Below are 24431 nucleotides of genomic sequence, written 5' to 3' on the forward strand. Positions count from 1 at the left end.
GCACTTAAGACCGTTAGAGTCTATGAATAGGAACACGAATGTTAGATCGTTACGCAATAAAAATTATAAAATTGCCACTTAAAACGCTAGCTGCTTTACCTGATAAATTGGGTATTAGTGCCAATCAAGTAACCATCACAGGATTTATTATTGGTCTATTTACTCTACCGGCCCTTACTTTTCAACGTTATGACTTGGCGTTAATCTTTATTGTTATTAATCGCCTATTAGATGGATTAGACGGTGCGATTGCACGGCGCCAAGGCATTACCGATTGCGGCGGTTTTTTAGATATTACGTTGGATTTTATCTTTTACTCTTTAGTGCCATTTGGATTTGTGTTAGCCGATCCAAATAATAATGCTATTGCTGGTGCGTTCTTAATTTACTCATTTATTGGTACAGGTTCGAGCTTTCTGGCATTTGCGATTATGGCAGGTAAGCGTAATATCGAAAGCCCTGTGTATAAACAAAAATCACTCTATTACATTGGTGGGTTAACCGAGGGAACAGAAACCATTGCCTGCTTTGTTTTGTTCTGTTTATTTCCCTCATACTTTTCGATAATTGCGTGGATATTTGGTGCCCTTTGCTGGGTGACAACAGCGACTCGTATTTGGGCTGGTTACCAAACATTAAAACAGCAGCCTTAACGCATCCAATCTCGGTGCAGTTTGTCGCTGTCACCGAGGTAATCTAAAATCCATGTTACCGCAGGGCTTAATCGTTCTTTATTCCAAGCCAAACAACATGGACTGACAGCAGGTTTAACCGCCAACTCACGTTCAACCAACTCCCCTTTCTCTAATAATGGTATGGCCATATGAGTGGGTACCACAGAAATTCCCAGCCCCGCTTTTAAACACTGTAACGCACTATGCCAATTAGGAACCATAATTCGTCGCTGGTTATCCATTAACCAAGTAACTCGTTTGGGCAGTGTTCTTGATGTATCTTCCAAACAGATTGCAGGGTATTTTGCTAACTCATCTGAGGTTAATGGTTCTTTAGCATCGGCTAATGGGTGATCTGGCGCGAGTACAAAAGTCCAAGTCAGCATTCCCATGTCTCGATAGTCAAAATTTCCTCCCACAGGAACCGCAGCTGTCGCACCAATGGCGATATCAGCGCGACCATCAGCAAGAGCATCCCAAACACCATTAAACACTTCCATTGTAAGGTGCAGCTCAACATCGGGAAATTCACGATAAAAATCTCTTACCAGCATATTGGCCTGACGTTCTCGAACCACAGTATCTAACGCAACCGAGACACTCTCAGACCAACCATTAGCGACTTGTTGAGTACGAAATTTGATCTGCTCCATTTGCTTGATCAACTTGCGGGCTTCTTCGACAAAATACTCACCAGCAGGCGTTAATTTCACCTGCCGATGCATGCGAACAAATAAATCGACAGCTAATCGCTCTTCTATTGAACGAACTGTATAACTTATCGCACTTGGAACTTTGTGTAATTCTTCAGCAGCGGCGGAAAAGCTGCCACGACGGGCGACAACGTCGATAACAAGGAGATCATGGTAAGAGAACATTTCACATCAAATTTTTTGAAAGCAATGTTTAAATTTTACCGTTTCACAGCGCATTTGGCTATGGGTACACTACACAATAACGAAACACCAATAAAAGACTATAATAATGAATCAACAACCATCCAAAATGACTCTAATCTGGTTTGCATGTTTAAGTATGCTTGGTTTCCTAGCAACCGACATGTATCTACCAGCATTTGAAACGATTCGTGTTGCATTTGGTACAACGCAATCATTAATCGGCTTAACTCTTAGTGTATTCTTACTTGGAATGGCACTAGGTCAACTTGTCTATGGACCTTTATCTGATCGCATCGGTCGTAAAAAGGTTCTTTTAGGCGGTATGGCATTATTCAGTGTCGCTACACTACTTTGCTCTATTGCTCCGAACATTGAAACTTTCTTAATTGCCCGTTTTGTTCAAGCTCTAGGTGCCTGCTCTGCAACTGTTATTTGGCAAGCCGTTGTTGTTGATCGCTACCACGGTAAAACTTCAGAGCGTATCTTTGCGACCATCATGCCTCTTGTTGCTTTATCTCCTGCGCTTGCACCACTTGCAGGTGCTATGCTGGAGCATCAACTAGGCTGGCGTAGTATCTTTATTACACTTGTCGCTTTTGGTGTCATCATGTGTGTTATGACACTAAGCGAAAAAGAAAGTGCACCAATCGATAAAGAACATGAAAAAGTATCGATTCAGTTACGCCGTGATTACCGTGATATTTTAAGTTCAAAGAAATTTGTTGGTAACATGCTTATCTTTGCCGCATGTTCAGCTGCCTTCTTTGCCTACTTAACAGGTTCACCATTTGTCATGTCAGCGATGGGTTACTCAGGCGCAGATATCGGCTTAAGTTATGCACCTCAAACCGTAGCGTTTATCGTTGGTGGTTATGGTTGTCGTACTTTACTTAACCGTTACGAAGGTCGTCAGATTCTACCTTGGTTATTGGTTCTGTTTTTCGCTAGTGTGCTTATCATGTTTGTTATTTCTATCAGCATGGAAGTCACAACGATTTGGCCAATTCTTATCCCATTCTGTCTACTTGCTGTAGCAAATGGTGCAATTTACCCAATCGTGATTAACTCAGCACTAGGCGACTTTAAACACTGTAGTGCAACTGCGGCAGGCTTACTGAACTTCTTGCAAACAATGGTCTGTTTTGCGGCAAGTGGCCTGGTATCAACATTTGCAGGTTATGGCTTAATTACAGTGACTACAGGTATGTTCATTGCTGGATTCGTAACATTAATTGGCTACTCATTTGTAAAAAGTGCACACCATCAGCAGTCAATGAAACCTGCCGAGGCTTAATACTGAAAAGTTAGCGCTCTACTTATATCGCTAATGTAACCACCAAGCCACTCGCTTAAGTCTGCTTTTCATAAAGAGTCTTATGCGGTGGCTTTTTCTTTATAGATACACACTCATCTCTTTTCTTCTGCCCTCTCCTTCGTCGGTTTATTCCTTCTTATGCATATTTCTAGCGATAACAGTCTTTTTTAAGCAGACTTTTGCTAGTTATTTGCATTCAAAGTCGCCAATATTAAATAAAGAAGAAATAATTATGCAAACCACACCAACCAACAAATAAGAGTCCATCACGGAGCTCTTTTATCACAAACAGCAGAAGCGGACTAAAAACCAACACAAGCAGACTAAAAAACTAGCAAAAACCCATTAATTAATAAGAAAACACAGCAATAAAAATTTTTATACATTTTTATTGCATAAAAAAACAATTGGGATAGTATAAATCACAGGTGAGAAATAATGCAGATTTTTAACATGGGTATTCAAGTTAGTAACGTAAATAAATCCTATGGGACCACCCAAGTACTTCATGATATCAACTTTGAATGTGATCAAGGTGACACTCTGGTTTTGCTCGGTCCTAGTGGTGCAGGAAAAAGCTCTCTTCTAAGAGTGCTAAACCTTCTTGAAGATGCAAACAGTGGGCAACTCAATATCGCCAATGGTCGGTATGACTTCGATGCTGGTATCTGTGAGAAAGAGGGCTTAGCACTACGACGAAAAGTAGGCATGGTATTTCAGCAATATAATCTATGGCCTCATATGACGGTATTAGAGAATCTAATTGAAGCGCCAATGAAAGTTGCAGGGCTTAATAAAGACCAAGCAATAAAAGAGGCAAAAGATATTTTGAGAACACTTCATTTAGAAGATAAAGCGGATGCTTGGCCTCTACACCTATCTGGTGGGCAACAACAACGGGTAGCGATTGCAAGAGCGTTAATGATGAAGCCTGAAGTCCTCCTATTTGATGAACCGACTGCAGCACTTGACCCTGAAATTACCGCACAAGTTGTCAATATCATCAAACAATTAAGTGCAACGGGTATTACTCAAATTATCGTGACTCACGAAGTCGATTTTGCCAAAAAAGTAGCCAGTCATATTTTGTATTTGGAACAAGGAAAAGTCGTTGAGCATGGCGATAGCAGTTCATTTACATCACCCAAAACACAAGCATTTTCTGATTACTTAAAACATTAATTAAACACAACATATATAAAGCAGCGATAAGTTCGCATGGAGTAACGCGATGAAAAAGATTGTTTTAGCAACCCTGATTGGCCTGGCATCAACTCACGCTCTAGCAGCAGAGCAAGAACTAAAGTTCGCAATGGAAGCAACTTATGCCCCATTTGAGTACATTGATGAGAATAATCAGATTCAAGGTTTCGACGTGGATTTGGCTAACGCCCTTTGTCAACAGATGGACGTAAAATGTACGTTTCATAATCAAGCTTTTGATAGCCTAATCCCCGCTCTAAAGTTTAAACGCTACGATGCCGCTATTTCTGGCATCGATATTACTGAAGCTCGTCAGCAACAAGTGAGTTTTTCAGAACCCTACTATGACAATGCAGCCGCCTTCGTCAGCCTAAAGGATAAAGTCGCCGATCAAGCAGCCTTAACCGGTAAGCGTATTGGGGTGCAAAATGGCTCCACGCACCAAAGTTACTTGCTTGATAACATGTCAGGAGTGACTGCAGTACCCTATTCAAGCTATCAAGATGCATTTATTGATATGCAAAATGGACGTATCGATGCAGTCTTTGGTGACACAGCTGTGGTTGCAGAATGGTTCAAAAAAGATCCTAATTTAGCTTATGTTGGTAAACCCATTACCAACCAAAAATATTTCGGCAACGGCTTTGGTATTGCAGTCAATAAGTCAAACCAAGAGTTGGTCAATAAGCTAAATACCGCGCTTAAAACAGTAAAAGCAAACGGTCAGTACCAAGTTATTTACGATAAATACTTTAGTAATAAATAAGATACGGTAAAAAAATGGGATTAACAGGTTACTCTTTATCCCTGCTAGAAGCGAGTTGGATGACTATTCAGCTCGCTTTTACCAGCCTTGCTGTCGGTTTGGTATTAGCAGTGATTTTTGCAGCAGGTGAGATGTCGCGGCATAAATTATTAGCTTGGACAACAACTGGTTGGGTTACTCTGCTTCGTGGATTACCTGAAATACTGGTTGTATTGTTTATTTTCTTTGGCTCATCTCAGATTTTGTTTTATATCACTGGCGACTACATTGAAGTCAGCCCTTTTCTTTCAGGGGTTATTGCTCTCTCCCTCATTTTTTCAGCTTACGCCTCTCAAACCATCCGAGGTGCTCTTAAAGCCGTATCAAAGGGGCAAAGAGAAGCCGCATCCGCATTGGGGCTAAGTTCAGGGCGTACTTTTTTCAAAATTATTTTGCCACAAACTGTACGCCATGCTTTGCCAGGTTTAACCAATCAATGGTTAGTGCTGCTAAAAGATACCGCGCTTGTCTCGCTCATTGGAGTAACGGATCTATTAAAACAAGCACAATTAACCTCAGCAGCAACTCATGAGAGTTTTACGTGGTATGCAACAGCGGCTGCTATTTATTTAGTCATTACGCTATTAACGCAACAACTTATCAAAGTAGTAGAAAAGAAATATCAGATTCAAGATACCCAAAGTTACGATATAAAAAGTAAAAAGAAAATTAGCAAGAAACCTATTGCTCAAGGAGTTTCATGATGAATGAGCACTATTTTTGGCAACTCGTTGAGGGATTAGGTACCAGCTTACAACTCACCGTTGTTTCTTTAGCTGTCGGCTGTACCCTAGCCTTACTCATGACATTAAGTTTGATCCTAAAAACCCCCGTTATCTCTCAACTTAACAAAGGGATCATTATCCTATTTACGGGTACACCATTGCTGGTTCAAATATTTCTTGTTTATTACGGACCAGGACAATTTGAAGCAGTAAGGAACAGTTTTGTATGGCACTGGTTAAGTCAACCTTGGTTTTGTGCCATGCTTGCGCTAGCTCTAAACACCGCAGCCTATAGCACACAGCTGTTCAAAGGGGCGTTTAATGCAATACCATCTGGTCAATGGCTAGCTTGTCGAGCTTTAGGAATGAATACCCGTCAGTCTCTCGGGGTCTTATTACCTTTTGCCATCCGCCGTGCAGTGCCCGCATACTCAAATGAAGTTATTTTAGTATTTAAAGGGACATCGCTAGCCAGTACGATCACCATTATGGATTTAATGGGCTATGCACAACGTATTAATGGGCAAACATACGATACCTTAACGGTGTTTGGTATTGCAGGCGCTATGTACTTGTTGGTTAATGGCATTTTAACCTTAATTTTCCGTCAAATCGAAAAAAGAGCGCTCGCGTTTGAAGTAGCGAACTGATTCTAGTTCCGCTATTATCAAGTCACTTGGATATAAGCAGTCAGTACATAAGAAAGGTTATCAATGGAATATTTGCATACTATGGTTCGAGTAGCGGATCTGAACCAATCTCTCGACTTTTATTGCAATCAATTAGGGTTAGTGGAAACACATCGAAAAGAGAGCGAAAAAGGCCGTTTCACCCTAGTCTTTCTTGCCGCACCCGGTGATGCTAAACAAGCTGAGCAGACAAAAAGTCCATTATTAGAACTCACCTACAACTGGGATTCAGAAACCTATACTGGCGGTCGTAATTTTGGTCATTTAGCATTTCGTGTCGATGATATCTATGCGCTATGTGAACACATGCAACAAGCGGGTGTTATCATTAATCGACCACCACGCGATGGTCATATGGCATTTGTAAAATCACCCGATGGTATCTCGATTGAACTACTACAAAAAGGTGAGCCATTACCACCAGCAGAACCGTGGCTTTCTATGGAAAATACCGGAAGTTGGTAATTACCAATTCATGCGTTCACCATATTAAATACCATGAGTATGGTGAACGTTTTTACTTAGCTCAGAACCACAATACCCAATTGATTGAGTAACTGCTCTTGCTGCCAATCACAAATTTGTACTCCAGTAAAATCAACGTAGCGAATATCAACACCATCAAGATCTACATGAGTCAAATTTACTTTATGCCAAACACACTGCCGCCACTGCTCTTGAGAAAACTCTCCTCGACTTAAATCAGAACCGACAAACGAGACCCCTAATAAATTGGCACCATTCCACCGATTTTCAAATAACTCACACTCTTCAAATTTCACATCTTCAAAATTACAGTATGAAAGGTTGCATGCCGAAATATAAGCTGAGCAAAAATACGTATTATGAGAGATATAATTAGTAAATGAAGCCTGCTGAAAATCGGCCCCTTGCAAATTAGTTTCTCTTAATTCAAGGCCAAAACACTGTGCCCCACGAAAGTTAGCAAAACTTAGATTACACCCTTTAAAACTGGCATCTTTTAACTGGGCGTATGCAAAGTCACAGCCTTGACTATCGCCAGATTCGATAAAGCAACAATCAATAAATTGAGTATCAGTAAGGTTAGCTCTTGAAAAGTCACACAGAATAAAACGACAGTGGCGATATATTTGTCCTGCTAAATCTTGTTGACTAAAATCTTCTCGCTCAAAATGCATCTGTTCCAACGTTCTATTCCTTTCAATAAAAAAACCACCAAGACTCTTAAACTCTAACCAAAGTTAGAATAGAACCTTGATGGTCATTATACTTGATACTCAATAGGTTAAGTATTGTTTACTTGCGTATTTCTTATTCGTGATGAGAGCCGCAGTGATGTTCAGTCTCTTCAGCAAGTTTTACTTCTTTTACGTCGTACTCACCTTTTAGGCTACGGAATACTTTCGCTGCGTACTCTTTACCATCTTCAGTCGTAAACTTAACGTAGTAGTTAAGGCCCGCAACAACTTGCTGGCTCACAGAGTCAACTTGTTTTAGTTTTTGATCTGCACCAAGACTCTTCACAGCGGCATTTGCTGCATCGATAACTTCAGGGGTAATCTCGCCTTTAGACCAGCCACCTGGCAAACTGTGGTGAGATTCAGCACACTCAGGAGAGGTTGCTTTACGAACTTCATCAGCACCAGATGCAACAGCAGCAGAGATCTTATCTGCAGCCTCATTGACTTGCTCAGCTGTTTTATCTGACATATCGCTTGCAGCAACCTTCGCTGAATCACTTAACTCTTTTACTTTTTGTGAAGCATCATCTGCCGCAGCTTTCGCAGAATCGCCTAGCTCACCCGCTTTTTCTGATGCGGTATTTAGTAGATCTTTTGCCGACTCTTGTAAATCAGCCGCTTTTTGCTGTAGCTCAGCTTGCGCTTCTACTTGAGTGTCTTGCTTTGGCTGTGGATCTTTAGCATCACAAGCCATTAATGTCATTGAACCTAATGCGACAACTAATAATTTTTTATACATATCTAAATCCTTCTTACTGCAACACAAAACAGAATAATTGTTTTAATTGTAATATCCGATGATCATAGTTCATGGAATTTCGAACACTGTATCAGGTTATAATGTAACAACTGTCAATAACTTGCAAAATGATAGCGACAGAAAACACTTCTATAAAAGTAGTAAACCTATAACTAAATACCAAATAAACTCATCATTCCTCACCCTCTTAAGATAGAAAATACTTAAGAAGCTTAAACTAAGTATTAATACAACAGATAGGCATTGGATTTCCATAGCAGTAAAAAACCTAAAATAAATTATACGCATATATTTATTGCACGTTATTTGTAAATTACAGTTAATTATATAAAAAACATTGAGTTATTAGCTAATCGTTGAATCCCCCTCTCATAATAGCAGTAATCTACTTGCCAACTTGCATCAAAAGAGAAATATTCCAAATAAGAATAAAAATAAGATAGTTATCGTCAGCAACACTTTCAACTCATGCTAGGTTAAATCAATTATGAAAAAGTCAGTACTTACATTGACGCTTGCTTTACTGTGTTCACAAAATGTATTTGCACAAGATCAACCAACTCTTGATCCAGGTAAATCAACTTATACTTCTGTACGTTGTTGGTATCGTTCTGGTGCAACTCATGACGAGGCAAGCACAGAGTGGAAATGGGCCAAAAACAGTGATGGTAGTTATTATACAGTTCCAGGATACTGGTATTCTTCAGTATCACCGGTGAATATGTTTTTTACCGATGTAGGCCAAGAGACCATTAAACAGCAGTGTAAACAAACTTTAGGTATTGATCATAACGCTGCTGATATTACCTATTTTGCCTCTGATATGCGTTATTCATTTAATCACTCATTTTGGACAAACGATAAATCAAACCAGACAGGTAAAATTAATAAAATCGTGAGTTTTGGTGACAGTATCTCTGATACCGGAAATATCTTTAATGCGTTTCAATGGCGTTTCCCAAACCCAAACTCTTGGTTCTTAGGCCACTTCAGTAATGGATTTGTCTGGACTGAATACTTAGCGCAAGAAAAACACTTACCGCTTTATACTTGGGCTGTTGGTGGTGCTGCGGGTGAGACTGAATATGGATTTTTATCAGGTATTCATGACCAAGTGAACTCCTATCTTCAATATATGACGATGGCGAAAAACTATAATCCTCAAAATACATTGTTTACGATTGAATTTGGTTTAAATGATTTTATCAATTACAACCGTACTGTTGCTGAAGTCTCAAAAGATTTCACAACGGCACTCACAACGCTATTCAAAAATGGTGCTGAAAATATTGTTGTTTTAACGCTACCAGATGCTTCTATTGCCCCTCAATTTAAATACTCAACACCTGAACATGCACAAGAAGTGAGCGCTAAAATTAAGCAATTTAATCAGTATGTCACAACTGAGGCGATGCGTTTTCGTATGGAAGGCCACAATGTTGCACTATTTGATTCAATGGCTTTATTTAATGATATGACAACAACCCCTGCTAAATATGGTTTCCATAACATTAAAGATGCCTGTTTAAATATCAACCGCAGTTCATCTAAAGACTATTTAATGAGTCATGCTTTAACCAACGATTGTGCAAGCTATGGTTCGGACAGTTATATGTTTTGGGGTGTAACCCATCCAACGACTCACACCCACCATATTCTTGCTGAAGAAGTCGCTAAAAAAGTATCGTCACAATTTAACTTCTAACTAAATAAGGCTCTGGTAATATTACACCAGGGCCTCATATTTCTTTGCCCGCTTCTTTTTATAGATAAGCTATGTGCGTAAGAGGCATCAACCTTTAAAAGGTAAACACTTTATCAGCCTCAAGAGTCCACTGTGCCAAATCATCCAAGGTTGCAACAGAACATCCCTCTACAAGAGCGATATCACTAAGCCCTCTCGCTTGAATACACGTTTTACACATTTTGATCTCGCTTCCCTGAGCTAAAGCAATCTCTAACATTTGCTGAATATCATAACCTTCGGCTGGATTCTGCTTAGTAATAGCGCACGTTACCGCATCAGACATTAAGAAAATTCGGACTTGAGCCGCCTCTAATTCTTGCTCATTGAGTTTAATCGCTAAACGTAGCGCATTAAATGGGCGTTCACTCCCGTATGGAGCATCATTAATTATAATAAGAATGGATTGCATGATTGCGTATTCCTTTAACAATATAGACTGAATTAGTTCAGTCGTCTTTATACCCAAGTGACTTCAAGATGTGAGGTTACTTGGGTATATATATAATACAAATTATCTGAGCATTTCCTGTTTATGCTCAAATTTATGTGTAAAAATTAAACATAAGTTGGGATTTCATAAGATTATCCTATGATCTATAGACATAATTTGGCAAAGTACGCACCTGCTTGCTATCGTCATGCAGATTGTTACTATTTCCAATTTACTTCCAGCTCTCAGAGAGGCGGCTGATGACACCAAGTTTGAATCTAACCTACGCACCAAATGTTTTATTTCTTTTTGGCCTATCAGGGGCTGGGAAATCTTATGTTGGAGACGTAATCGGTCAAAACAGTGGCTGGCATGTATATCATGCAGATGAAGATTTAACTCAAGAAATGCGCCGAGTCATTAGCGAACAGAAGCCTTTTACAGAGCAAATGCGTGACGATTTTTTTGTTAAAATTGTTTCTCGCATCAAACAATTACAAAAACAACACAAGAAAATTGTCGTTACTCAAGGTGCATACAAGAATAAACATCGCCATTATTTACTGCAAAGTATTGATGATTTAGAACTTATTATGGTTTCAGCATCTGACTCTCTTATTCATAAAAGATTAGAACATCGCCATAACGGTATATCAAATCAGAGTGCTGCTGCAATTAAGCATGTATTTGAAACGCCTAACCATTTAGCTCATGTCATTGAAAATAATGAAGGGTCAGAATTTATCATTCAGCAACTTAACGCGTTATATGCCAATGCTCGTAGTGCTGCGGCCTAAATTCTATCTGATAAAGCAGACATAAATATATGCAACTTTAGACTTATATCACTATACTCAAGTGTAGATGAATATAGGGATATAAGTCTAACATGAAACAAGTTCTCATTCGCTTTATTGGAATTTTACTGCCTTTGATTGCCATTGTCGCAACCGCTTCGTGGTATTTCTACCAACAAGATGTTGCCCAACTGCAAGAGCGAGTAAAAGAGAAAGAGCACAACTACCATTCATCTCTGATGCAGATTCATAAATTGCATTTTAAATCGACTATTCACGATTTAACTTACCTTTCAGGAAAAATTCAGCCACAGCATGGCAACAAGCTCTCAGTTGAAGAGATACGCAAAACATTTAACCAACTGATGATTAATACTCCTGAATATTTTTCTATTGCTTTATTGGATAAGAAAGGCTATCCCATAATCCAAACTAACTCGCTTAAGTCTCAACAGAATCTTCCACCCCAAGATATTTATCGACACTATCAAACGATAATAAAGAACATTCCGGAGCGCTCAATTCTTGTTTCGCCCTTCTTATACTATGAAAATGAAATTCTATACAATTTCATGTTAACCATAGGTCATAACAAGTTCTCTTCTATTCTTCTTTCTTATCGGCTAAACACCTTTTTAAATGATTTTTCGAAAGATTATTCTTGGACTAATGGAAAAAACTTCATACTTGATGAAAATGGCAACTTAATAGTTAAAGCTGAAAATGAACTTTGGCCATATTCAATGACAAAAGAGAAGTTCAGCGACCTATATAAAAAAGAATGGGATTTAATTAAAAATAATAAACAAGGACAATTCACGATAGAAGGTCAACTTTTCACCTTTACAAATTTTTCATTAATTAATATAACTGCTTCAAACTCAAACATTCCCTCAGTAAACTTTCCTTGGGTTATTATTACCAAAACAGATATTCACCAAGAAGTGAATCATCTCTTATATTCGCAACAAAGAATTATTAAGATCATTGCTTTCGTTGTCTTTATTATGTCACTTTTTTCAGCTTGTATCGTTCTTGCTTGGCACTTTTCGCAACAACTCTTATATGAAAAGAAACTAAGAAAGGAACGCGATAATATTTTAGACCGATACTCATCCGTAATAAGGAATACGGCTGATGGATTAATTTTAATCAACCGTAAGAAACAGATAAAATCATTAAACTATGCAGCATGCAGTATCTTTAATATTACAACAGACAGCGTTGGACAATCTATCCTTTCCATCACGACTGACAAAACCGTAACCGCAGAAATACTACGATTATTTAACCTTGTAAGTGCAGAAAAACCCAATTCTAAGCATACTATTTTTAAAGCAAAAACAATTCTTAATACAATATCAATTCGACATATTGAACTGATGGTATCTAAAATTGATTCCACTAACCAAGATGAATTTCTATTCAATATAAAAGATATCACTTATTGGGTACAACGAGAAAATAAAATAAGAAATCTATCCCAAGTTATTGAACAAAGTGATGATGGTATTGTTATTATTTCTTTTGATGGCATCATTGAGTATGTCAACAAATCGTTTGAACTAGCCAAAAACAAGCGCTCTTATGAATTGGTTGGAACCAAAGCTGAAGTATTGTTAGAACCTTATAATATTCCAGATTTAGAGCTAGAACAATTACATAAAAAAATACAACGCGGTGAAACAATCCAATATATTGTTGATTATTTTGATAATAACCATAACACTATCTACGAACATAAGAAAATATCACCAATTAAAAATAACAATGGGGATATCACTCATTATGTTTCAATTACTAGAAATATTACCGAACAAATTATAGCAGAAGAAAAACTTAAACGTTTAGCACATTATGATGATAAGACTAGTCTACCTAATCGAGTTCATCTTACTAATAAAATAGCTAACTATATTCAATCCTCAGAAACACCGGCTATTTTATTAGATATAGATTTAGATAATTTTAAAACAGTAAATGAAACATTGGGCATGGAATGCGGAGATGAGATATTACTTGTTATTGCGCAGCGACTACAAATTTTTGCTCAATCAGGCATTATAGCAAGAGTTAGCGGTGATGAATTTGTACTATTTTTAACAAACTTGGCCGTTATCCCTGATTTTCAGCGCTTTTGCCAACAAATTCATGAGTATATTAGCCAACCAATACAGATTCAGCATAAGAGTTTATCCATTAATATCAGTATAGGGATCGCTCGATACCCTCAAGATGCAACAACAACCGATAGTTTAATTAAATACGCAAATATTGCTCTTTATGAAGCTAAAGATCGCGGACGTAATAGAGATTGTTACTTTGATATAGAAATGGCAGAGCGTTCAACCAAACAGTTACAACTTGAGATGCAACTACGAGAATCGCTAGGAACTGAGCGATATGAATTATTTTATCAGCCAAAAGTAGATACACGTACTCATAAATTAGTTGGCGCAGAGGCTTTACTTCGATGGCGAGATCAATACGGAAAGCTGGTTTCACCTACAGATGTCATCCCTATTTTAGAATTATCAGGTTTAATCATCCCTGTCGGTGAGCAGTTAATTACACAAGCTTGTATGACGTTAAAACGTTGGCAAGAGCAAGGATTACAGTTACATCTAGCTTTAAATCTATCGGCGAAACAACTGGAAGATTCAGATATCGTTGAAACCTTTGAACGTAGTATTATTCTCACAGGTTGTGATCCGAGTCTACTCCAAGTTGAGCTCACCGAGAGCATATTAATGACGGATGTTAAATTGGCTTTAGATACGCTAACTCGCTTACAAACATTAGGTATTAAGATTGCCATTGATGATTTTGGTACTGGCTATTCATCTCTCGCGTACCTCCATACATTTCCAATTCATATACTCAAAGTTGACCGTTCATTTGTAAAAGACTTACCCTTCTGTGCCGATAGCATCACAATATCTAAAGCCATTGTTGAACTAGCCCATAGTTTGAATCTTCAAGTCGTTGCTGAAGGCGTGGAAGACAAACATCAAGCCGCTTTCTTGAACTCAATTAACGTTGATGAGTTACAAGGATTTTACTTTGGGAAACCAATGCCAATTCAAGATTTTGAAACACATTTTTTGCCAAATAATAGTAAGAATCACTCGCCATGTTCAGAATCAGCTAAACAATGAGAAAAATCACTCGCAAGTAAATCAGCCGCGACTTCTGCTTGATCTTCATCAACCATAAGTCTTACGCCACCCATGGCATTGGAATATAACCACTGCATATTCACCGTATGCTCATCGGCAAGAAAAGCATGTATTCCTGCCGAATTTAGACTGGCTTTAGCAATATGTGCTTCGTGAGGAAAAAGAAAACGTGCAATGGTGATCATAAGTCGTACTCCCAAATGGCGTCTACTAGAGTATAATTCTTAATCAGCATATACCCAAACCACTTGGTAAAACCAATTCAGATACCTTGTGCTGGTGCAAATTTGATACAGATCCTGTTGTGTAATACTCTCTTTACCCAAGCCTTTCTTATCGAAGCCTAAACTTGAGAATTACTTGGGTGTAGAACCGATGTATTGAGAATCCCTACTCGATTATTCGGTTCATTTAGGTATACAATGAACCTATGGTTGATGCTCACGGTGCAAAAAATGAATTTTAACAATTATCAAAGTTTCAGTGATTACCTTGATGATCTTAATAAACAAAAACAGAACGCACAAATACAAGGTAAACCACAAGCCTACCCTCAGCGTACTCAGGTTGTTGTAGACCCAACCGATCAAAGTAAAGCAAGAGAAGCGCTAGCTAAAGAGCAGGAGCTTGCTTCAAGAAAGGCCGAACAAGAAACGAAAATGCAGCATTATCGTATTAGTGGCCGCTACGTATTGGAAAATGAAGCCGTTTCTCAACAAAAACAACAGAAACCAACACGACCAGCAGATCCAAATCGAATTGCATACATTCAGCAGTTACGTAAAGAGCTAAAACTGGTGAAGCGTTAAAATAAATTAGATAGACCAAGCAGTAATCGATCATTTTTTAGCATTACTGTTTGGGGTTAATTTCCCCTTTTTATCCTACAATAAACCCGATTTCTATTATTCTTACTCTGCATTCTTTACTTCATTTATAGTTTATCGCTATATCATCTGTAAAAATTTCCTCTTTTTAATTTTCTCCTATTATCAAAATAAACCACGCACCTTCTCTTATATCGAGTAAACAATTTTATATCAGGTAAAAAATTTCGCTACATCTCGCCTATTGAGAATTGCGACTAATGAATTAATAGATCTTTCCTACTGATTCTTCTCACTCTATGAGAGGATTTTTTTTATTATTACCCAAAATAATCTTTCGAACGCCGTTTTATTAACCAGAAAAATGTCTTAATTTAACAATTGAATGGTGTTTTTATAAATATGAAGGAAAAATAATCGATGAAATTTAGATTATTTTTCCCACAATCTCATCAAATGAGAATATTAAATTTATTTTTTATTCCAGTTTTGGCAAATCATATTTCATATTAACTTATTGATTACACACCATACGATATGAACATAAGAGAATTAGATAAAAACATACGCCAATAAAAAACATAACCACATGAAATAAAAGAAAATAAAATCAACACCTAAATAATAATCTCAAAAATGGAAAGGTTAACAAATAAAAATGCAACTACCATAAGATTAGAATGAGCAATAATAAACAAAACAATAAATATACATATAGCTAACAATTATATTTTTCATTTGCCATTTTTAACATAAATAACAAATATCACCCAAAGTTTTTTCTCATTGCCTACACTAAATCATAAATTAATGCAATATATGCAGAAGGCTTTTTAGGGGTTAAAATTAGCCCTCATAAGAAAGAACGAAGAAGATTAATGATGAACACAACAATTCATATTAATGAACTTGAGTCATTGCTTATCGCAATCATTGTGCTTTTTCTTGGCTCATTTATTAACTCTAAAATCAAGGTTCTGCAAAAATACAATATTCCAGAACCTATTGTTGGTGGTTTGATCGTTGCTATCTTAATTACATTACTTCATTTAGAAGGTGTTGATGTTGTTTTCAAACTCTCAATGAAAGACACATTAATGCAAATGTTTTTTGCCACGGTAGGCCTAGCAGCGAGTTATAAGCTACTTCTACAAGGTGGTTCACGTGTATTACTATTTTTAGGCTTAGCTACAGTATTTATTATTATTCAAGATGCTGTTGGTGTGAGCTTAGCGAAAGTACTTGGACTTGACCCACTACTTGGCTTAATTGTTGGCTCGATTACCTTATCTGGTGGACACGGTACAGGTGCCGCTTGGTCTCAAACGTTTGCCCAACAATATGGCTTAACCAATACACTTGAACTTTCGATGGCTGCGGCAACGTTTGGTCTGGTAATGGGTGGTATTATTGGCGGTCCGATTGCACAAAGACTGATCAAGAAACATAACTTAACTTCATCATTTGGTGAAGGTAAAAACCACCATGACCAACACCCTGAATTGGTGACATACAGTGAAAATGAAGAAGATCGCATAACCTCTAAAACAACGATTGAGGTTCTCTTTATTCTTCTTGTTTGTGTGGCTGGTGCTTCACATGTAAAAACCTTTATTGATGGTTTTGGTATTAGCTCACTCAATATTCCAGAATTTGTTTACTCTCTGTTTATTGGTGTGTTTATTACTAACATTTGTGAAAGTACAAAAGCATACAAAATTAACAATGAAACAGTGGATGCACTAGGTACCATTTCTTTATCGCTATTCTTAGCAATGGCCTTAATGAGTTTGCATCTATGGGAATTGCTGGATCTGGCGTTACCGATGCTAGCTATTCTTGCGGTTCAAACGGTAGTTCTTGGTCTATTTACCTACTTTGTGACATTCCGTGTTATGGGTAGTAACTACGATGCTGCGGTTATTGTCGGTGGCCACTGTGGTTTTGGTATGGGTGCAACCCCTACAGCTGTGATGAACATGGGCTCTTTGGTGTCTCGTTATGGTCCATCACCGCAAGCCTTTATGGTTGTTCCTATTGTTGGTGCATTCTTCATCGATATTGCCAACCTAATTGTGCTACAAGGTTACTTGATGTTTATCGCACCAAACTAACAGTTAGTATCGAAATCTCTCAAAAGGGAAGGTTTTATGCCTTCCCTTTTTGTTATATTTCAGAACCATATTCCCTATAAGGATTATGAAGAAAAAAGCTGAAATATGACAAACACCTTTCATTTGTAACAAATCTTTTCCCCCTATTTTCTCAAAAAATAATACTGATAGAATCCGCGCTCATTTTGCTGATTAGCGTGATACTTATCACAGCTAGTTGTCGTTAGCATTTTATTTTTTGAGAGAACAATGAAGAAATTTGATAGAGCAATGCAGATCCTATTCGCAGGATTCTGTATCAACCTTTGTATGGGTATCCTTTATGCGTGGAGTGTTTTCAAAAAAGCTCTAGTCGTTGATCTTGGCTGGTCAAACGCTGACGCATCACTACCATACACAGTTGCCATTATTACCTTCTCTCTATCCCTTCTTGTTGCTGGTATTCTTCAAGACCGTATGGGCCCTCGCAAAGTGCTTATTTTAGGTACTGTGATGGTTGGTCTTGGCATGATTGTGTCGAGTTTTGCTAATTCACCTATGATGCTGGTGCTTACTTTTGGTATCTTAACGGGTTGTGGTATTGGTTTTGGCTATGCCTGCCTAAGTCCGTCTGCGATGAAGTGGTTCCACCCATCGAAAAAAGGGTTAGTTAACGGCTTAATTGCTGCAGGTTTTGGCTTGGCTGCGGTTTACCTTGCTCCACTAACATCAATGCTAATCTCAACTTATGGTATTAACACCAGCTTCTTAATTCTTGGTATTGCCGTTATTATTATTGCGGTTCCATTAGCATTTACTATCAATAATCCACCAGCTGACTACGTACCAGAAGCTCCTAAAGGTTACGATGCAACAAATAAGTCAACTAAGATCGTTGATATTAACTGGCGTGGAATGTTGAAAACACCTCAGTTTTACTCTCTATGGGTAATGTATGCTTTTGCGTCAGCGGCAGGTTTAATGATCATCGGTAACATCACGTCGATTGCTGCAACGCAAGCTAATATCACAGATGCGGCATACCTTGTTGTTATCTTGGCTATTTTCAACTCAGGTGGTCGTGTTGTCGCGGGTATTCTGTCTGATAAAATTGGTGGCGTAAAAACACTGATGCTTGCTTTTATTATGCAAGGTATCAATATGGTTATGTTTGCAAGCTTTAAAACAGATTTCACTCTAATTATTGGTGCAGCAGTTGCTGGTGTGGGTTACGGTACCCTACTGGCAGTATTCCCTTCAATTATTGCTGACTTCTATGGCCTTAAAAACTACGGTGCTAACTACGGTGTGCTGTATACAGCATGGGGTGTAAGTGGTTTTATTGGTCCAGTCGTTGCCGCATACGCAGTTGATACAACAGGCACTTACACATTAGCTTATACTGTATGTTCTGTCATGATTGCTGTTGCTGTTGTACTGTCATTTATCACTAAAAAAGTTGATGCCGAAGCCCTAGAGAAAAAATTAGCTTCTGCCTAAACAATATAAAAAATAGATCTGTCACGAAAAGCCTAGATGTTTCTATCTAGGCTTTTTTCGTATTGAAAAACATAGACCTAGCCAATTTCATTTTCGCTTTTTTCAAAAGTACTTTCTATACTCAATGCATAATGCTTAGCAAGGATGAAAGCCATGGTTAGTCATCGATTATCAATACAACAGCTAGGGCTTGTATTAGTTGCTCTATTGTTCAGTTATGCATCGGTAGCAAGCTCAACATTAGAGACAGTAAAAAAAAGAGGTTACATCAAATGTGGTGTGAGTACTGGATTATTAGGATTTTCTGAGCCCAATCAAAAAGGGATTTGGCACGGGTTTGATGTTGAATTTTGTCGGGCCGTTGCCGCTGCAGTATTAAAAGATAAAGGGCAGGTAAAATTTATCCCTCTCACAGCTAAAGAGCGCTTCTTTGCATTACAAAACAACGATGTGGATTTATTGGCTCGAAATACCAGTTGGACGCTTCATCGTGACACCTCATTAAATGTATTATTCACAGGCGTTAGTTATTACGATGGTCAAGGTTTCTTAGTCAAAACCTCAGCTAATATTAATAAAATTACGGAATTATCAAATCCAAGAATCTGTTTTCAAACGGGAACGACAACAGAGCTTAATCTCTCTGAATATTTTGCTCAAATAAAACAGCCGTTTCAATCCATCCCCTTTGATGCGAAACCACAGCTAGTGACCGCTTTTGAAGATGATCGATGTGATGTTATCAGCAGTGATAAGGCGGGCTTATATTCTATTAAACAATCATTAAAAGATCCCCTATCAGCTCATATATTAGTTAGCGTTATTTCTAAAGAACCTTTAGGTCCAGTTGTACGTGACAACGATAGCCAGTGGTTTAACATCGTAAAATGGACGCTGTTTACATTACTTAATGCCGAAGAAAATCGTATTAGCTCTGAAAATATTGATGATTTAAAAGACTCATCTATCCCCCATATAGCTCGTTTTCTCTCAACCAAAGACAACTTAAGTGAAGGGCTTCAGCTTCCTCTTGACTGGCGTTACCAGATCATTAAGCAAGTTGGGAACTATGGTCAAATATATGAACGCACCTTAGGTCATTCATCTAAACTTAAGATGGAACGAGGGCTCAATGCGTTATGGATTGATGGCGGTATTCAGTATGCTCCGCCGATTCGATAACGATAGATGTTAGACAGTTGAAACATCCATTTACAACTTTACTCACATAAAAAACACAAATGGAAATATACTGTTGTTCAAGGGGTTAGCTTGTGGGCTAATGCAAAAAAATCAGTCATGAAGCACATATAAAGCTTGCATTTATTGGTTGAAACCCTCATATATGTGTTAACGAGAATATTTCTTACATCCCAAGGGGACTATCATATGAACGAACGTATTGTCAGTCGTAATTCCTACGAAGGCGTACTTTCAACAAACAAGGTTTTACGAAATACCTATTTCCTACTATCCATGACGCTACTGTGGTCAGCAGTTGTTGCAGGTGTGGCAATGGCTATGAACCTTCCACCTGTTCACTGGATTGTTACCCTTGTTGGTTTTTACGGCCTTCTATTCTTAACTGAGCGTAACCGCGATAGCAGTGTAGGTTTGGTGTGCGTATTTGCACTAACAGGCTTTATGGGCTACACCCTAGGTCCTATCCTAAATATGTACGTAGGTGCAGGTCTAGGTAGCGCAATTGTTCCTGCTCTAGGTGGTACAGCGCTAACATTCTTAGCGTGTTCTGCTTATGCCCTAACTACAAAGCGTGATTTGTCATTCTTAAATGGCGTGATGCTTGCTGGTTTCATCGCGATTATTGTTGCTGTGATTGCTAACATCTTCCTACAGATGTCTGTTCTATCACTTGTGATTAGTGGTATGTTTGTTCTATTTTCATCTGCTGCGATTTTGCTTACAACGCAATCAATCGTTCGTGGTGGTGAGACAAACTACATTTCAGCAACTGTGACGCTATACGTTTCTATCTACAACCTATTCCTAAGCTTGCTTCAAATCTTAGGTGTGGTGAATAGTAACGACTAATTCGGTATTACCGTATAAAATTAAAGCGCCTGCTCTTGGAGTGGGCGTTTTTTATTTATGGACAATAATTTGTACTTGCAGCGATGCCACGCTCATTTTATCCTTTCGTCCATTAATTATATCGAGGCTTATTATGCTTGAGTTTGAAGACAACCAAATCGAAACAGATGCTCAAGGGTATCTTAAAAATGTTGATGATTGGTCAAAAGAGCTAGTAACGCTACTAGCCGAAGAAGAAGGAATTGAACTGACTGAAGCTCATTGGGAAGTTATTCACTTTGTCCGTGAGTTTTATCTTGAGTTTAATACATCTCCTGCTATTCGTATGCTGGTTAAGGCTATGGCGAAACAGTATGGAGAAGAAAAAGGTAGCTCGCGCTATCTCTATAAACTCTTTCCTAAAGGCCCAGCAAAGCAAGCAACAAAACTTGCAGGCCTACCAAAACCAGTAAAGTGTATCTAACGACTGGTACTCTAAGGCGTACATTCGTTGATCATCATTGGTATACGACTTAGCAAATAGAATAATTGATGAGTACTGCATTGCAATCGACCTTATTACAATGTAGTACCCCTTTTATTTATCGGTTTCACTATAGAATTTGAAACCCATCCATACGACGCCACTCAACTTCATCTGCATTGAGATAATCAACACGTCCCGACCTTGGTCCTGTCTCTAACCATTTAATCAGTTTCAGTACGTTCTCCTCATGACCACAGGCGATTACTTCAACACTGCCATCAGAGAGATTCTTGGCGTATCCAGTTAACCCCAGTTTCAATCCTTCGTGAGCAGTATGAAAACGAAATCCCACGCCTTGGACTACGCCTTTCACGTTCGCTTTCATGCAGATTTGAGACATACTCATCACCTTAAATTTAAAATGCACTGGTTTTAGTTTATACCCAAGTATTTATATCCCTCAATACTCACGTCACAGTCTGTTATGTTTGCTTCCCTTGCTTTTAATATCATCCAGATACTTGATCTCCGTAGCATCTTTTACACTTTTCGGTATAATACGCCCCCATTCGAATCCATTCTGGGTATGTCATGACAGCTTCTATTTATTTGGTTAAAGGCCGCGAGAAATCTCTTCTTCGTCGCCACCCTTGGGTATTTTCACGTGGTATTGCGCGAGTTGAAGGCGATCCACAACTAGGTGATACCGTCGAAATTTTTGATAACAAGGGCCAATGGCTTGCACGTGGTGCTTACTCACCTCAATCACAAATCCGTGTTCGTGTTTGGACATTTAATAAAAACGAAAAGATTGATGTTGAGTTTTTTGTTAACCGTCTGCAAACCGCTCAAGCGCTACGTGATGTTCTTGCAGCTCGCGATGGTCTAACAGGTTATCGTCTAATTGCAGCTGAATCTGATGGTCTTCCTGGTATTACCATCGATAAATATCAAGATTACTTAGTATGTCAGCTATTAAGTGCTGGTGCAGAAGCCCAAAAAGAGGCCTTAGTAGAAGCGCTTCAGATTTGTTACCCTCTTTGTAATGTATACGAACGCTCAGATGTTGCGGTTCGTAAGAAAGAAGGTTTAGCACAGCGTACTGGTGTTTTAGTAGGCAATGAGCCACCTAAGTTCGTTACTATTGAAGAAAATGGCGTCAAAATTAACGTTGATATCAAAGGCGGTCATAAAACTGGCTTCTACCTTGATCAACGTGATAGCCGTGAAGCGGCCGTTAAATACGTTAATGGTAAGCGCGTACTTAACTGCTTCTGTTACACAGGTGGCTTTGGTCTGTACGCTCTTAAAGGCGGAGCAAGCCAAGTTGTAAACGTAGATGTTTCTCAACCTGCACTTGATACTGCGAAGATGAACGCAGAAATGAACGGCTATCCACTTGAGAATGCTGAATTCTTAAATGCTGATGTGTTTAAGCTACTTCGTGAATACCGTGATCGTGGCGAGCAGTTTGATGTTGTCATTATGGATCCACCTAAATTTGCAGAGTCTAAGTCTCAGCTTGTTGGTGCGTGTCGCGGTTACAAAGATATCAACATGCTTGCAATGCAAATTACCAAGCCAGGCGGTATGCTACTTACCTACTCTTGCTCTGGTTTGATGGATGGTAACCTATTCCAGAAAATTATTGCAGATGCAGCATTAGATGCTAAACGTGATGTTCAGTTTATTGAACGCTTTGCTCAAGCAGCTGATCACCCATTAGATAGCGCTTACCCTGAAGGTTTCTATCTAAAAGGCTTTGCTTGTTACGTTAAGTAATTTGCCAGTTTGATATTACAAGTTCCTAAAAACCTATTGGCTTTCGAGTTAATAGGTTTTTTATTTCTTTAAGAATATTCCGTCGCTACTGATTACTAAGTTATTGAGTAAAAATATGAAACTCATCACTTGGTTTCTATTCTCATCAAGCATATACTCCTTAAACATTCAGCTTAAATTCAGCCAGAATAAGCACAATATTGTTATTGCTGCTATAACCAATTTACTTTGTAACTATTCTATTAATCAATTTGGTTTGAGCTAATAATTTTCAAGGACTTAATATGAAACTGCACTCTCTTTTCCTAGTACTTGCTGCGGCAGGTTTTAGCTGTTCAACGCTTGCAGATGTAACAGTAAATTTGCCAAATAATGCTGAACTTGTACTGGTTAATGGCGCGTCAGCAAAAGGAAATGACCCAATTACACTTCCTAATGGCGAAAACCAGATTGCTCTGCGCTATAACGGCAATTTCCGTCAAGGTGGCAATTTCCAAGCATTTGAGTCTGATGTTGTTATCATGAAGTTTGCTGGTGATAATACAACATATACCCTGACTATGCCGCAAATTCGCAATGAGCAACAAGCGGATAACTTCAATGAAAATCCACAAATTTCATTAAAGAATGCTCAAGGTAATAACATTAGCTTTGAGCAAGATAAGCTAATGAAAAAAGGGTTTCAAATTGGCCGTAACTACGAAGTTGAAATAGCAAAATACAATCAAACAAATGGACCTGCGGCTCTAGCAAGCCTACCAAGCGTGGTTGTACTTCCAGCGACAATAAACCCAGCAGATTACCCAGCAACTCAAAAAGGCAAAGCTCAAGAGACCGCAGCGAAGATGCTAAATTACTGGTGGAGCCAAGCAGACGCGACTACTCGTGAAGCATTTAAAAAGAAAATCCAATAATTGCGTGTTATAAAATAATTAGGAAAAGAGTTCGCTCTTAGATTAGATAGACGTATTTTCTTTCGTTTCAATCAGCGTCAATAACCTCTATCCAATATGTTAACACCGCAGGAACAATACTCATTTTAGTCATTGGACTCGATAAGCCAAATCGAGTCCAATGATTATATTTTCGGCTTTCATCCCACTTCTTCTACTATTTTCATCTACAAACCACCCACCAGCAAAATGCAACATACTGCTTATTAATTCATTCTTAGACTCTCTTACCTAATGAGAAAGCACTCAATAAATTATTAGTTATTGATACAAAATAAGAACATGTTTGTTACATAAAACAAGCATAAGTAT

At 38.4% G+C, this 24431-nt stretch carries 23 protein-coding genes and 1 pseudogene; 18 read left to right on the forward strand and 6 right to left on the reverse strand.

Features of this window, described 5'->3' with window-relative positions; genetic code table 11:
* The first annotated feature begins 38 nt into the window (after positions 1-38).
* Positions 39-653: a CDP-alcohol phosphatidyltransferase family protein gene (locus CTN07_RS07660; protein WP_005299703.1), complete on the forward strand. Its 615-nt coding sequence runs from the start codon at positions 39-41 to the stop codon at positions 651-653.
* Here the strand turns inward: CTN07_RS07660 and punR are convergent.
* Positions 650-1552: a DNA-binding transcriptional activator PunR gene (gene punR / locus CTN07_RS07665; protein ID WP_005299705.1), complete on the reverse strand. Its 903-nt coding sequence runs from the start codon at positions 1550-1552 to the stop codon at positions 650-652. The genes CTN07_RS07660 and punR overlap by 4 nt on opposite strands.
* A gap of 106 nt (positions 1553-1658) precedes the next feature.
* Between punR and punC the strand changes: the two genes are divergently transcribed.
* From punC to gloA, 6 genes are all read left to right on the forward strand, one after another.
* Positions 1659-2867 (forward strand): purine nucleoside transporter PunC, encoded by a 1209-nt coding sequence (gene punC, locus CTN07_RS07670; RefSeq protein WP_005299707.1) that lies wholly within the window; start codon positions 1659-1661, stop codon positions 2865-2867.
* 474 nt (positions 2868-3341) lie between these two features.
* A complete protein-coding gene (gene artP / locus CTN07_RS07675; RefSeq protein WP_085999139.1) occupies positions 3342-4070 on the forward strand; it encodes an arginine ABC transporter ATP-binding protein ArtP in 729 nt (242 codons plus the stop codon).
* A 49-nt stretch (positions 4071-4119) separates the two neighbouring features.
* Positions 4120-4857: an arginine ABC transporter substrate-binding protein gene (locus CTN07_RS07680; protein ID WP_005299712.1), complete on the forward strand. Its 738-nt coding sequence runs from the start codon at positions 4120-4122 to the stop codon at positions 4855-4857.
* Between the two features lie 14 nt (positions 4858-4871).
* Positions 4872-5600 carry an arginine ABC transporter permease ArtQ gene (gene artQ, locus CTN07_RS07685; protein ID WP_005299714.1) on the forward strand — a complete coding sequence of 243 codons (729 nt, stop codon included), beginning with the start codon at positions 4872-4874 and terminating at the stop codon, positions 5598-5600.
* Positions 5600-6271: an arginine ABC transporter permease ArtM gene (gene artM / locus CTN07_RS07690; protein WP_036763988.1), complete on the forward strand. Its 672-nt coding sequence runs from the start codon at positions 5600-5602 to the stop codon at positions 6269-6271. Before artQ ends, artM begins: the two co-directional genes overlap by 1 nt.
* Positions 6272-6334: 63 nt before the next feature.
* Positions 6335-6775 (forward strand): lactoylglutathione lyase, encoded by a 441-nt coding sequence (gene gloA, locus CTN07_RS07695; RefSeq protein WP_036763990.1) that lies wholly within the window; start codon positions 6335-6337, stop codon positions 6773-6775.
* 56 nt (positions 6776-6831) lie between these two features.
* On the opposite strand, the gene CTN07_RS07700 is transcribed toward gloA, so the two are convergent.
* Entirely contained in the window at positions 6832-7470 is a 639-nt protein-coding gene (locus tag CTN07_RS07700; RefSeq protein WP_036763992.1) for a Qnr family pentapeptide repeat protein, read from the reverse strand.
* Between the two features lie 133 nt (positions 7471-7603).
* Positions 7604-8272: a cystatin domain-containing protein gene (locus CTN07_RS07705; RefSeq protein WP_050787765.1), complete on the reverse strand. Its 669-nt coding sequence runs from the start codon at positions 8270-8272 to the stop codon at positions 7604-7606.
* Positions 8273-8780: 508 nt separating this feature from the next.
* On the opposite strand from CTN07_RS07705, the gene CTN07_RS07710 reads away from it, so the two are divergent.
* Complete coding sequence (locus CTN07_RS07710; protein WP_005299721.1) at positions 8781-9998, forward strand: SGNH/GDSL hydrolase family protein; 1218 nt, start codon at positions 8781-8783, stop codon at positions 9996-9998.
* 94 nt (positions 9999-10092) lie between these two features.
* Here CTN07_RS07710 and CTN07_RS07715 read toward each other — a convergent pair whose 3' ends face one another.
* On the reverse strand, positions 10093-10449 hold the full coding sequence (locus tag CTN07_RS07715; protein WP_036763994.1) for a DsrE/DsrF/TusD sulfur relay family protein: 357 nt from the start codon (positions 10447-10449) through the stop codon (positions 10093-10095).
* Positions 10450-10730: 281 nt separating this feature from the next.
* Here CTN07_RS07715 and CTN07_RS07720 point away from each other — a divergent pair, with 281 nt between their 5' ends.
* Both CTN07_RS07720 and CTN07_RS07725 read left to right on the forward strand, forming a co-directional pair.
* A complete protein-coding gene (locus tag CTN07_RS07720) occupies positions 10731-11267 on the forward strand; it encodes a shikimate kinase (protein ID WP_005299722.1) in 537 nt (178 codons plus the stop codon).
* 1007 nt (positions 11268-12274) lie between these two features.
* Complete coding sequence (locus tag CTN07_RS07725; RefSeq protein WP_418005629.1) at positions 12275-14425, forward strand: sensor domain-containing protein; 2151 nt, start codon at positions 12275-12277, stop codon at positions 14423-14425.
* Here CTN07_RS07725 and CTN07_RS07730 read toward each other — a convergent pair.
* Positions 14416-14631: pseudogene (locus CTN07_RS07730) on the reverse strand (putative signal transducing protein); the annotation flags it as partial. The gene CTN07_RS07725 and the pseudogene CTN07_RS07730 overlap by 10 nt on opposite strands.
* Before the next feature lie 270 nt (positions 14632-14901).
* Between CTN07_RS07730 and CTN07_RS07735 the strand changes: the two are divergent.
* The 6 genes from CTN07_RS07735 to tusE all read left to right on the forward strand — a co-directional run bounded on the left by CTN07_RS07735 (position 14902) and on the right by tusE (position 21381).
* Positions 14902-15255 carry a hypothetical protein gene (locus CTN07_RS07735; protein ID WP_036765047.1) on the forward strand — a complete coding sequence of 118 codons (354 nt, stop codon included), beginning with the start codon at positions 14902-14904 and terminating at the stop codon, positions 15253-15255.
* 899 nt (positions 15256-16154) lie between these two features.
* A complete protein-coding gene (gene gltS / locus CTN07_RS07740; protein ID WP_005299727.1) occupies positions 16155-17387 on the forward strand; it encodes a sodium/glutamate symporter in 1233 nt (410 codons plus the stop codon).
* A 249-nt stretch (positions 17388-17636) separates the two neighbouring features.
* Positions 17637-18866, forward strand: a complete 1230-nt coding sequence (locus tag CTN07_RS07745; protein ID WP_036763999.1) for an L-lactate MFS transporter — start codon at positions 17637-17639, stop codon at positions 18864-18866.
* 153 nt (positions 18867-19019) lie between these two features.
* Entirely contained in the window at positions 19020-20048 is a 1029-nt protein-coding gene (locus CTN07_RS07750) for an amino acid ABC transporter substrate-binding protein (RefSeq protein ID WP_005299731.1), read from the forward strand.
* A gap of 207 nt (positions 20049-20255) precedes the next feature.
* Entirely contained in the window at positions 20256-20918 is a 663-nt protein-coding gene (locus tag CTN07_RS07755; protein ID WP_036764002.1) for a Bax inhibitor-1/YccA family protein, read from the forward strand.
* 133 nt (positions 20919-21051) lie between these two features.
* On the forward strand, positions 21052-21381 hold the full coding sequence (gene tusE, locus CTN07_RS07760) for a sulfurtransferase TusE (protein WP_005299735.1): 330 nt from the start codon (positions 21052-21054) through the stop codon (positions 21379-21381).
* Between the two features lie 130 nt (positions 21382-21511).
* Here the strand turns inward: tusE and yccX are convergent, their stop codons facing one another.
* A complete protein-coding gene (gene yccX / locus CTN07_RS07765; protein WP_036764004.1) occupies positions 21512-21784 on the reverse strand; it encodes an acylphosphatase in 273 nt (90 codons plus the stop codon).
* 191 nt (positions 21785-21975) lie between these two features.
* On the opposite strand from yccX, the gene CTN07_RS07770 reads away from it, so the two are divergent.
* Positions 21976-23166: a class I SAM-dependent methyltransferase gene (locus CTN07_RS07770; RefSeq protein ID WP_005299736.1), complete on the forward strand. Its 1191-nt coding sequence runs from the start codon at positions 21976-21978 to the stop codon at positions 23164-23166.
* Positions 23167-23450: 284 nt separating this feature from the next.
* Positions 23451-24080 (forward strand): YccT family protein, encoded by a 630-nt coding sequence (locus CTN07_RS07775; protein WP_005299737.1) that lies wholly within the window; start codon positions 23451-23453, stop codon positions 24078-24080.
* Positions 24081-24431: the final 351 nt, after the last annotated feature.

This window comes from Photobacterium damselae (genome assembly GCF_003026815.1).
Taxonomy (GTDB): Bacteria; Pseudomonadota; Gammaproteobacteria; order Enterobacterales; family Vibrionaceae; genus Photobacterium; species Photobacterium damselae.

Bases quoted from the DNA above. Each gene is read 5' to 3' on its own strand.
- CTN07_RS07660 (WP_005299703.1), top strand. From the start codon at position 39: ATGTTAGATCGTTACGCAATAAAAATTATAAAATTGCCACTTAAAACG.
- punR (WP_005299705.1), bottom strand. From the start codon at position 1,552: ATGTTCTCTTACCATGATCTCCTTGTTATCGACGTTGTCGCCCGTCGT.
- punC (WP_005299707.1), top strand. From the start codon at position 1,659: ATGAATCAACAACCATCCAAAATGACTCTAATCTGGTTTGCATGTTTA.
- artP (WP_085999139.1), top strand. From the start codon at position 3,342: ATGGGTATTCAAGTTAGTAACGTAAATAAATCCTATGGGACCACCCAA.
- CTN07_RS07680 (WP_005299712.1), top strand. From the start codon at position 4,120: ATGAAAAAGATTGTTTTAGCAACCCTGATTGGCCTGGCATCAACTCAC.
- artQ (WP_005299714.1), top strand. From the start codon at position 4,872: ATGGGATTAACAGGTTACTCTTTATCCCTGCTAGAAGCGAGTTGGATG.
- artM (WP_036763988.1), top strand. From the start codon at position 5,600: ATGAATGAGCACTATTTTTGGCAACTCGTTGAGGGATTAGGTACCAGC.
- gloA (WP_036763990.1), top strand. From the start codon at position 6,335: ATGGAATATTTGCATACTATGGTTCGAGTAGCGGATCTGAACCAATCT.
- CTN07_RS07700 (WP_036763992.1), bottom strand. From the start codon at position 7,470: ATGCATTTTGAGCGAGAAGATTTTAGTCAACAAGATTTAGCAGGACAA.
- CTN07_RS07705 (WP_050787765.1), bottom strand. From the start codon at position 8,272: ATGTATAAAAAATTATTAGTTGTCGCATTAGGTTCAATGACATTAATG.
- CTN07_RS07710 (WP_005299721.1), top strand. From the start codon at position 8,781: ATGAAAAAGTCAGTACTTACATTGACGCTTGCTTTACTGTGTTCACAA.
- CTN07_RS07715 (WP_036763994.1), bottom strand. From the start codon at position 10,449: ATGCAATCCATTCTTATTATAATTAATGATGCTCCATACGGGAGTGAA.
- CTN07_RS07720 (WP_005299722.1), top strand. From the start codon at position 10,731: ATGACACCAAGTTTGAATCTAACCTACGCACCAAATGTTTTATTTCTT.
- CTN07_RS07725 (WP_418005629.1), top strand. From the start codon at position 12,275: ATGTCACTTTTTTCAGCTTGTATCGTTCTTGCTTGGCACTTTTCGCAA.
- CTN07_RS07735 (WP_036765047.1), top strand. From the start codon at position 14,902: ATGAATTTTAACAATTATCAAAGTTTCAGTGATTACCTTGATGATCTT.
- gltS (WP_005299727.1), top strand. From the start codon at position 16,155: ATGAACACAACAATTCATATTAATGAACTTGAGTCATTGCTTATCGCA.
- CTN07_RS07745 (WP_036763999.1), top strand. From the start codon at position 17,637: ATGAAGAAATTTGATAGAGCAATGCAGATCCTATTCGCAGGATTCTGT.
- CTN07_RS07750 (WP_005299731.1), top strand. From the start codon at position 19,020: ATGGTTAGTCATCGATTATCAATACAACAGCTAGGGCTTGTATTAGTT.
- CTN07_RS07755 (WP_036764002.1), top strand. From the start codon at position 20,256: ATGAACGAACGTATTGTCAGTCGTAATTCCTACGAAGGCGTACTTTCA.
- tusE (WP_005299735.1), top strand. From the start codon at position 21,052: ATGCTTGAGTTTGAAGACAACCAAATCGAAACAGATGCTCAAGGGTAT.
- yccX (WP_036764004.1), bottom strand. From the start codon at position 21,784: ATGTCTCAAATCTGCATGAAAGCGAACGTGAAAGGCGTAGTCCAAGGC.
- CTN07_RS07770 (WP_005299736.1), top strand. From the start codon at position 21,976: ATGACAGCTTCTATTTATTTGGTTAAAGGCCGCGAGAAATCTCTTCTT.
- CTN07_RS07775 (WP_005299737.1), top strand. From the start codon at position 23,451: ATGAAACTGCACTCTCTTTTCCTAGTACTTGCTGCGGCAGGTTTTAGC.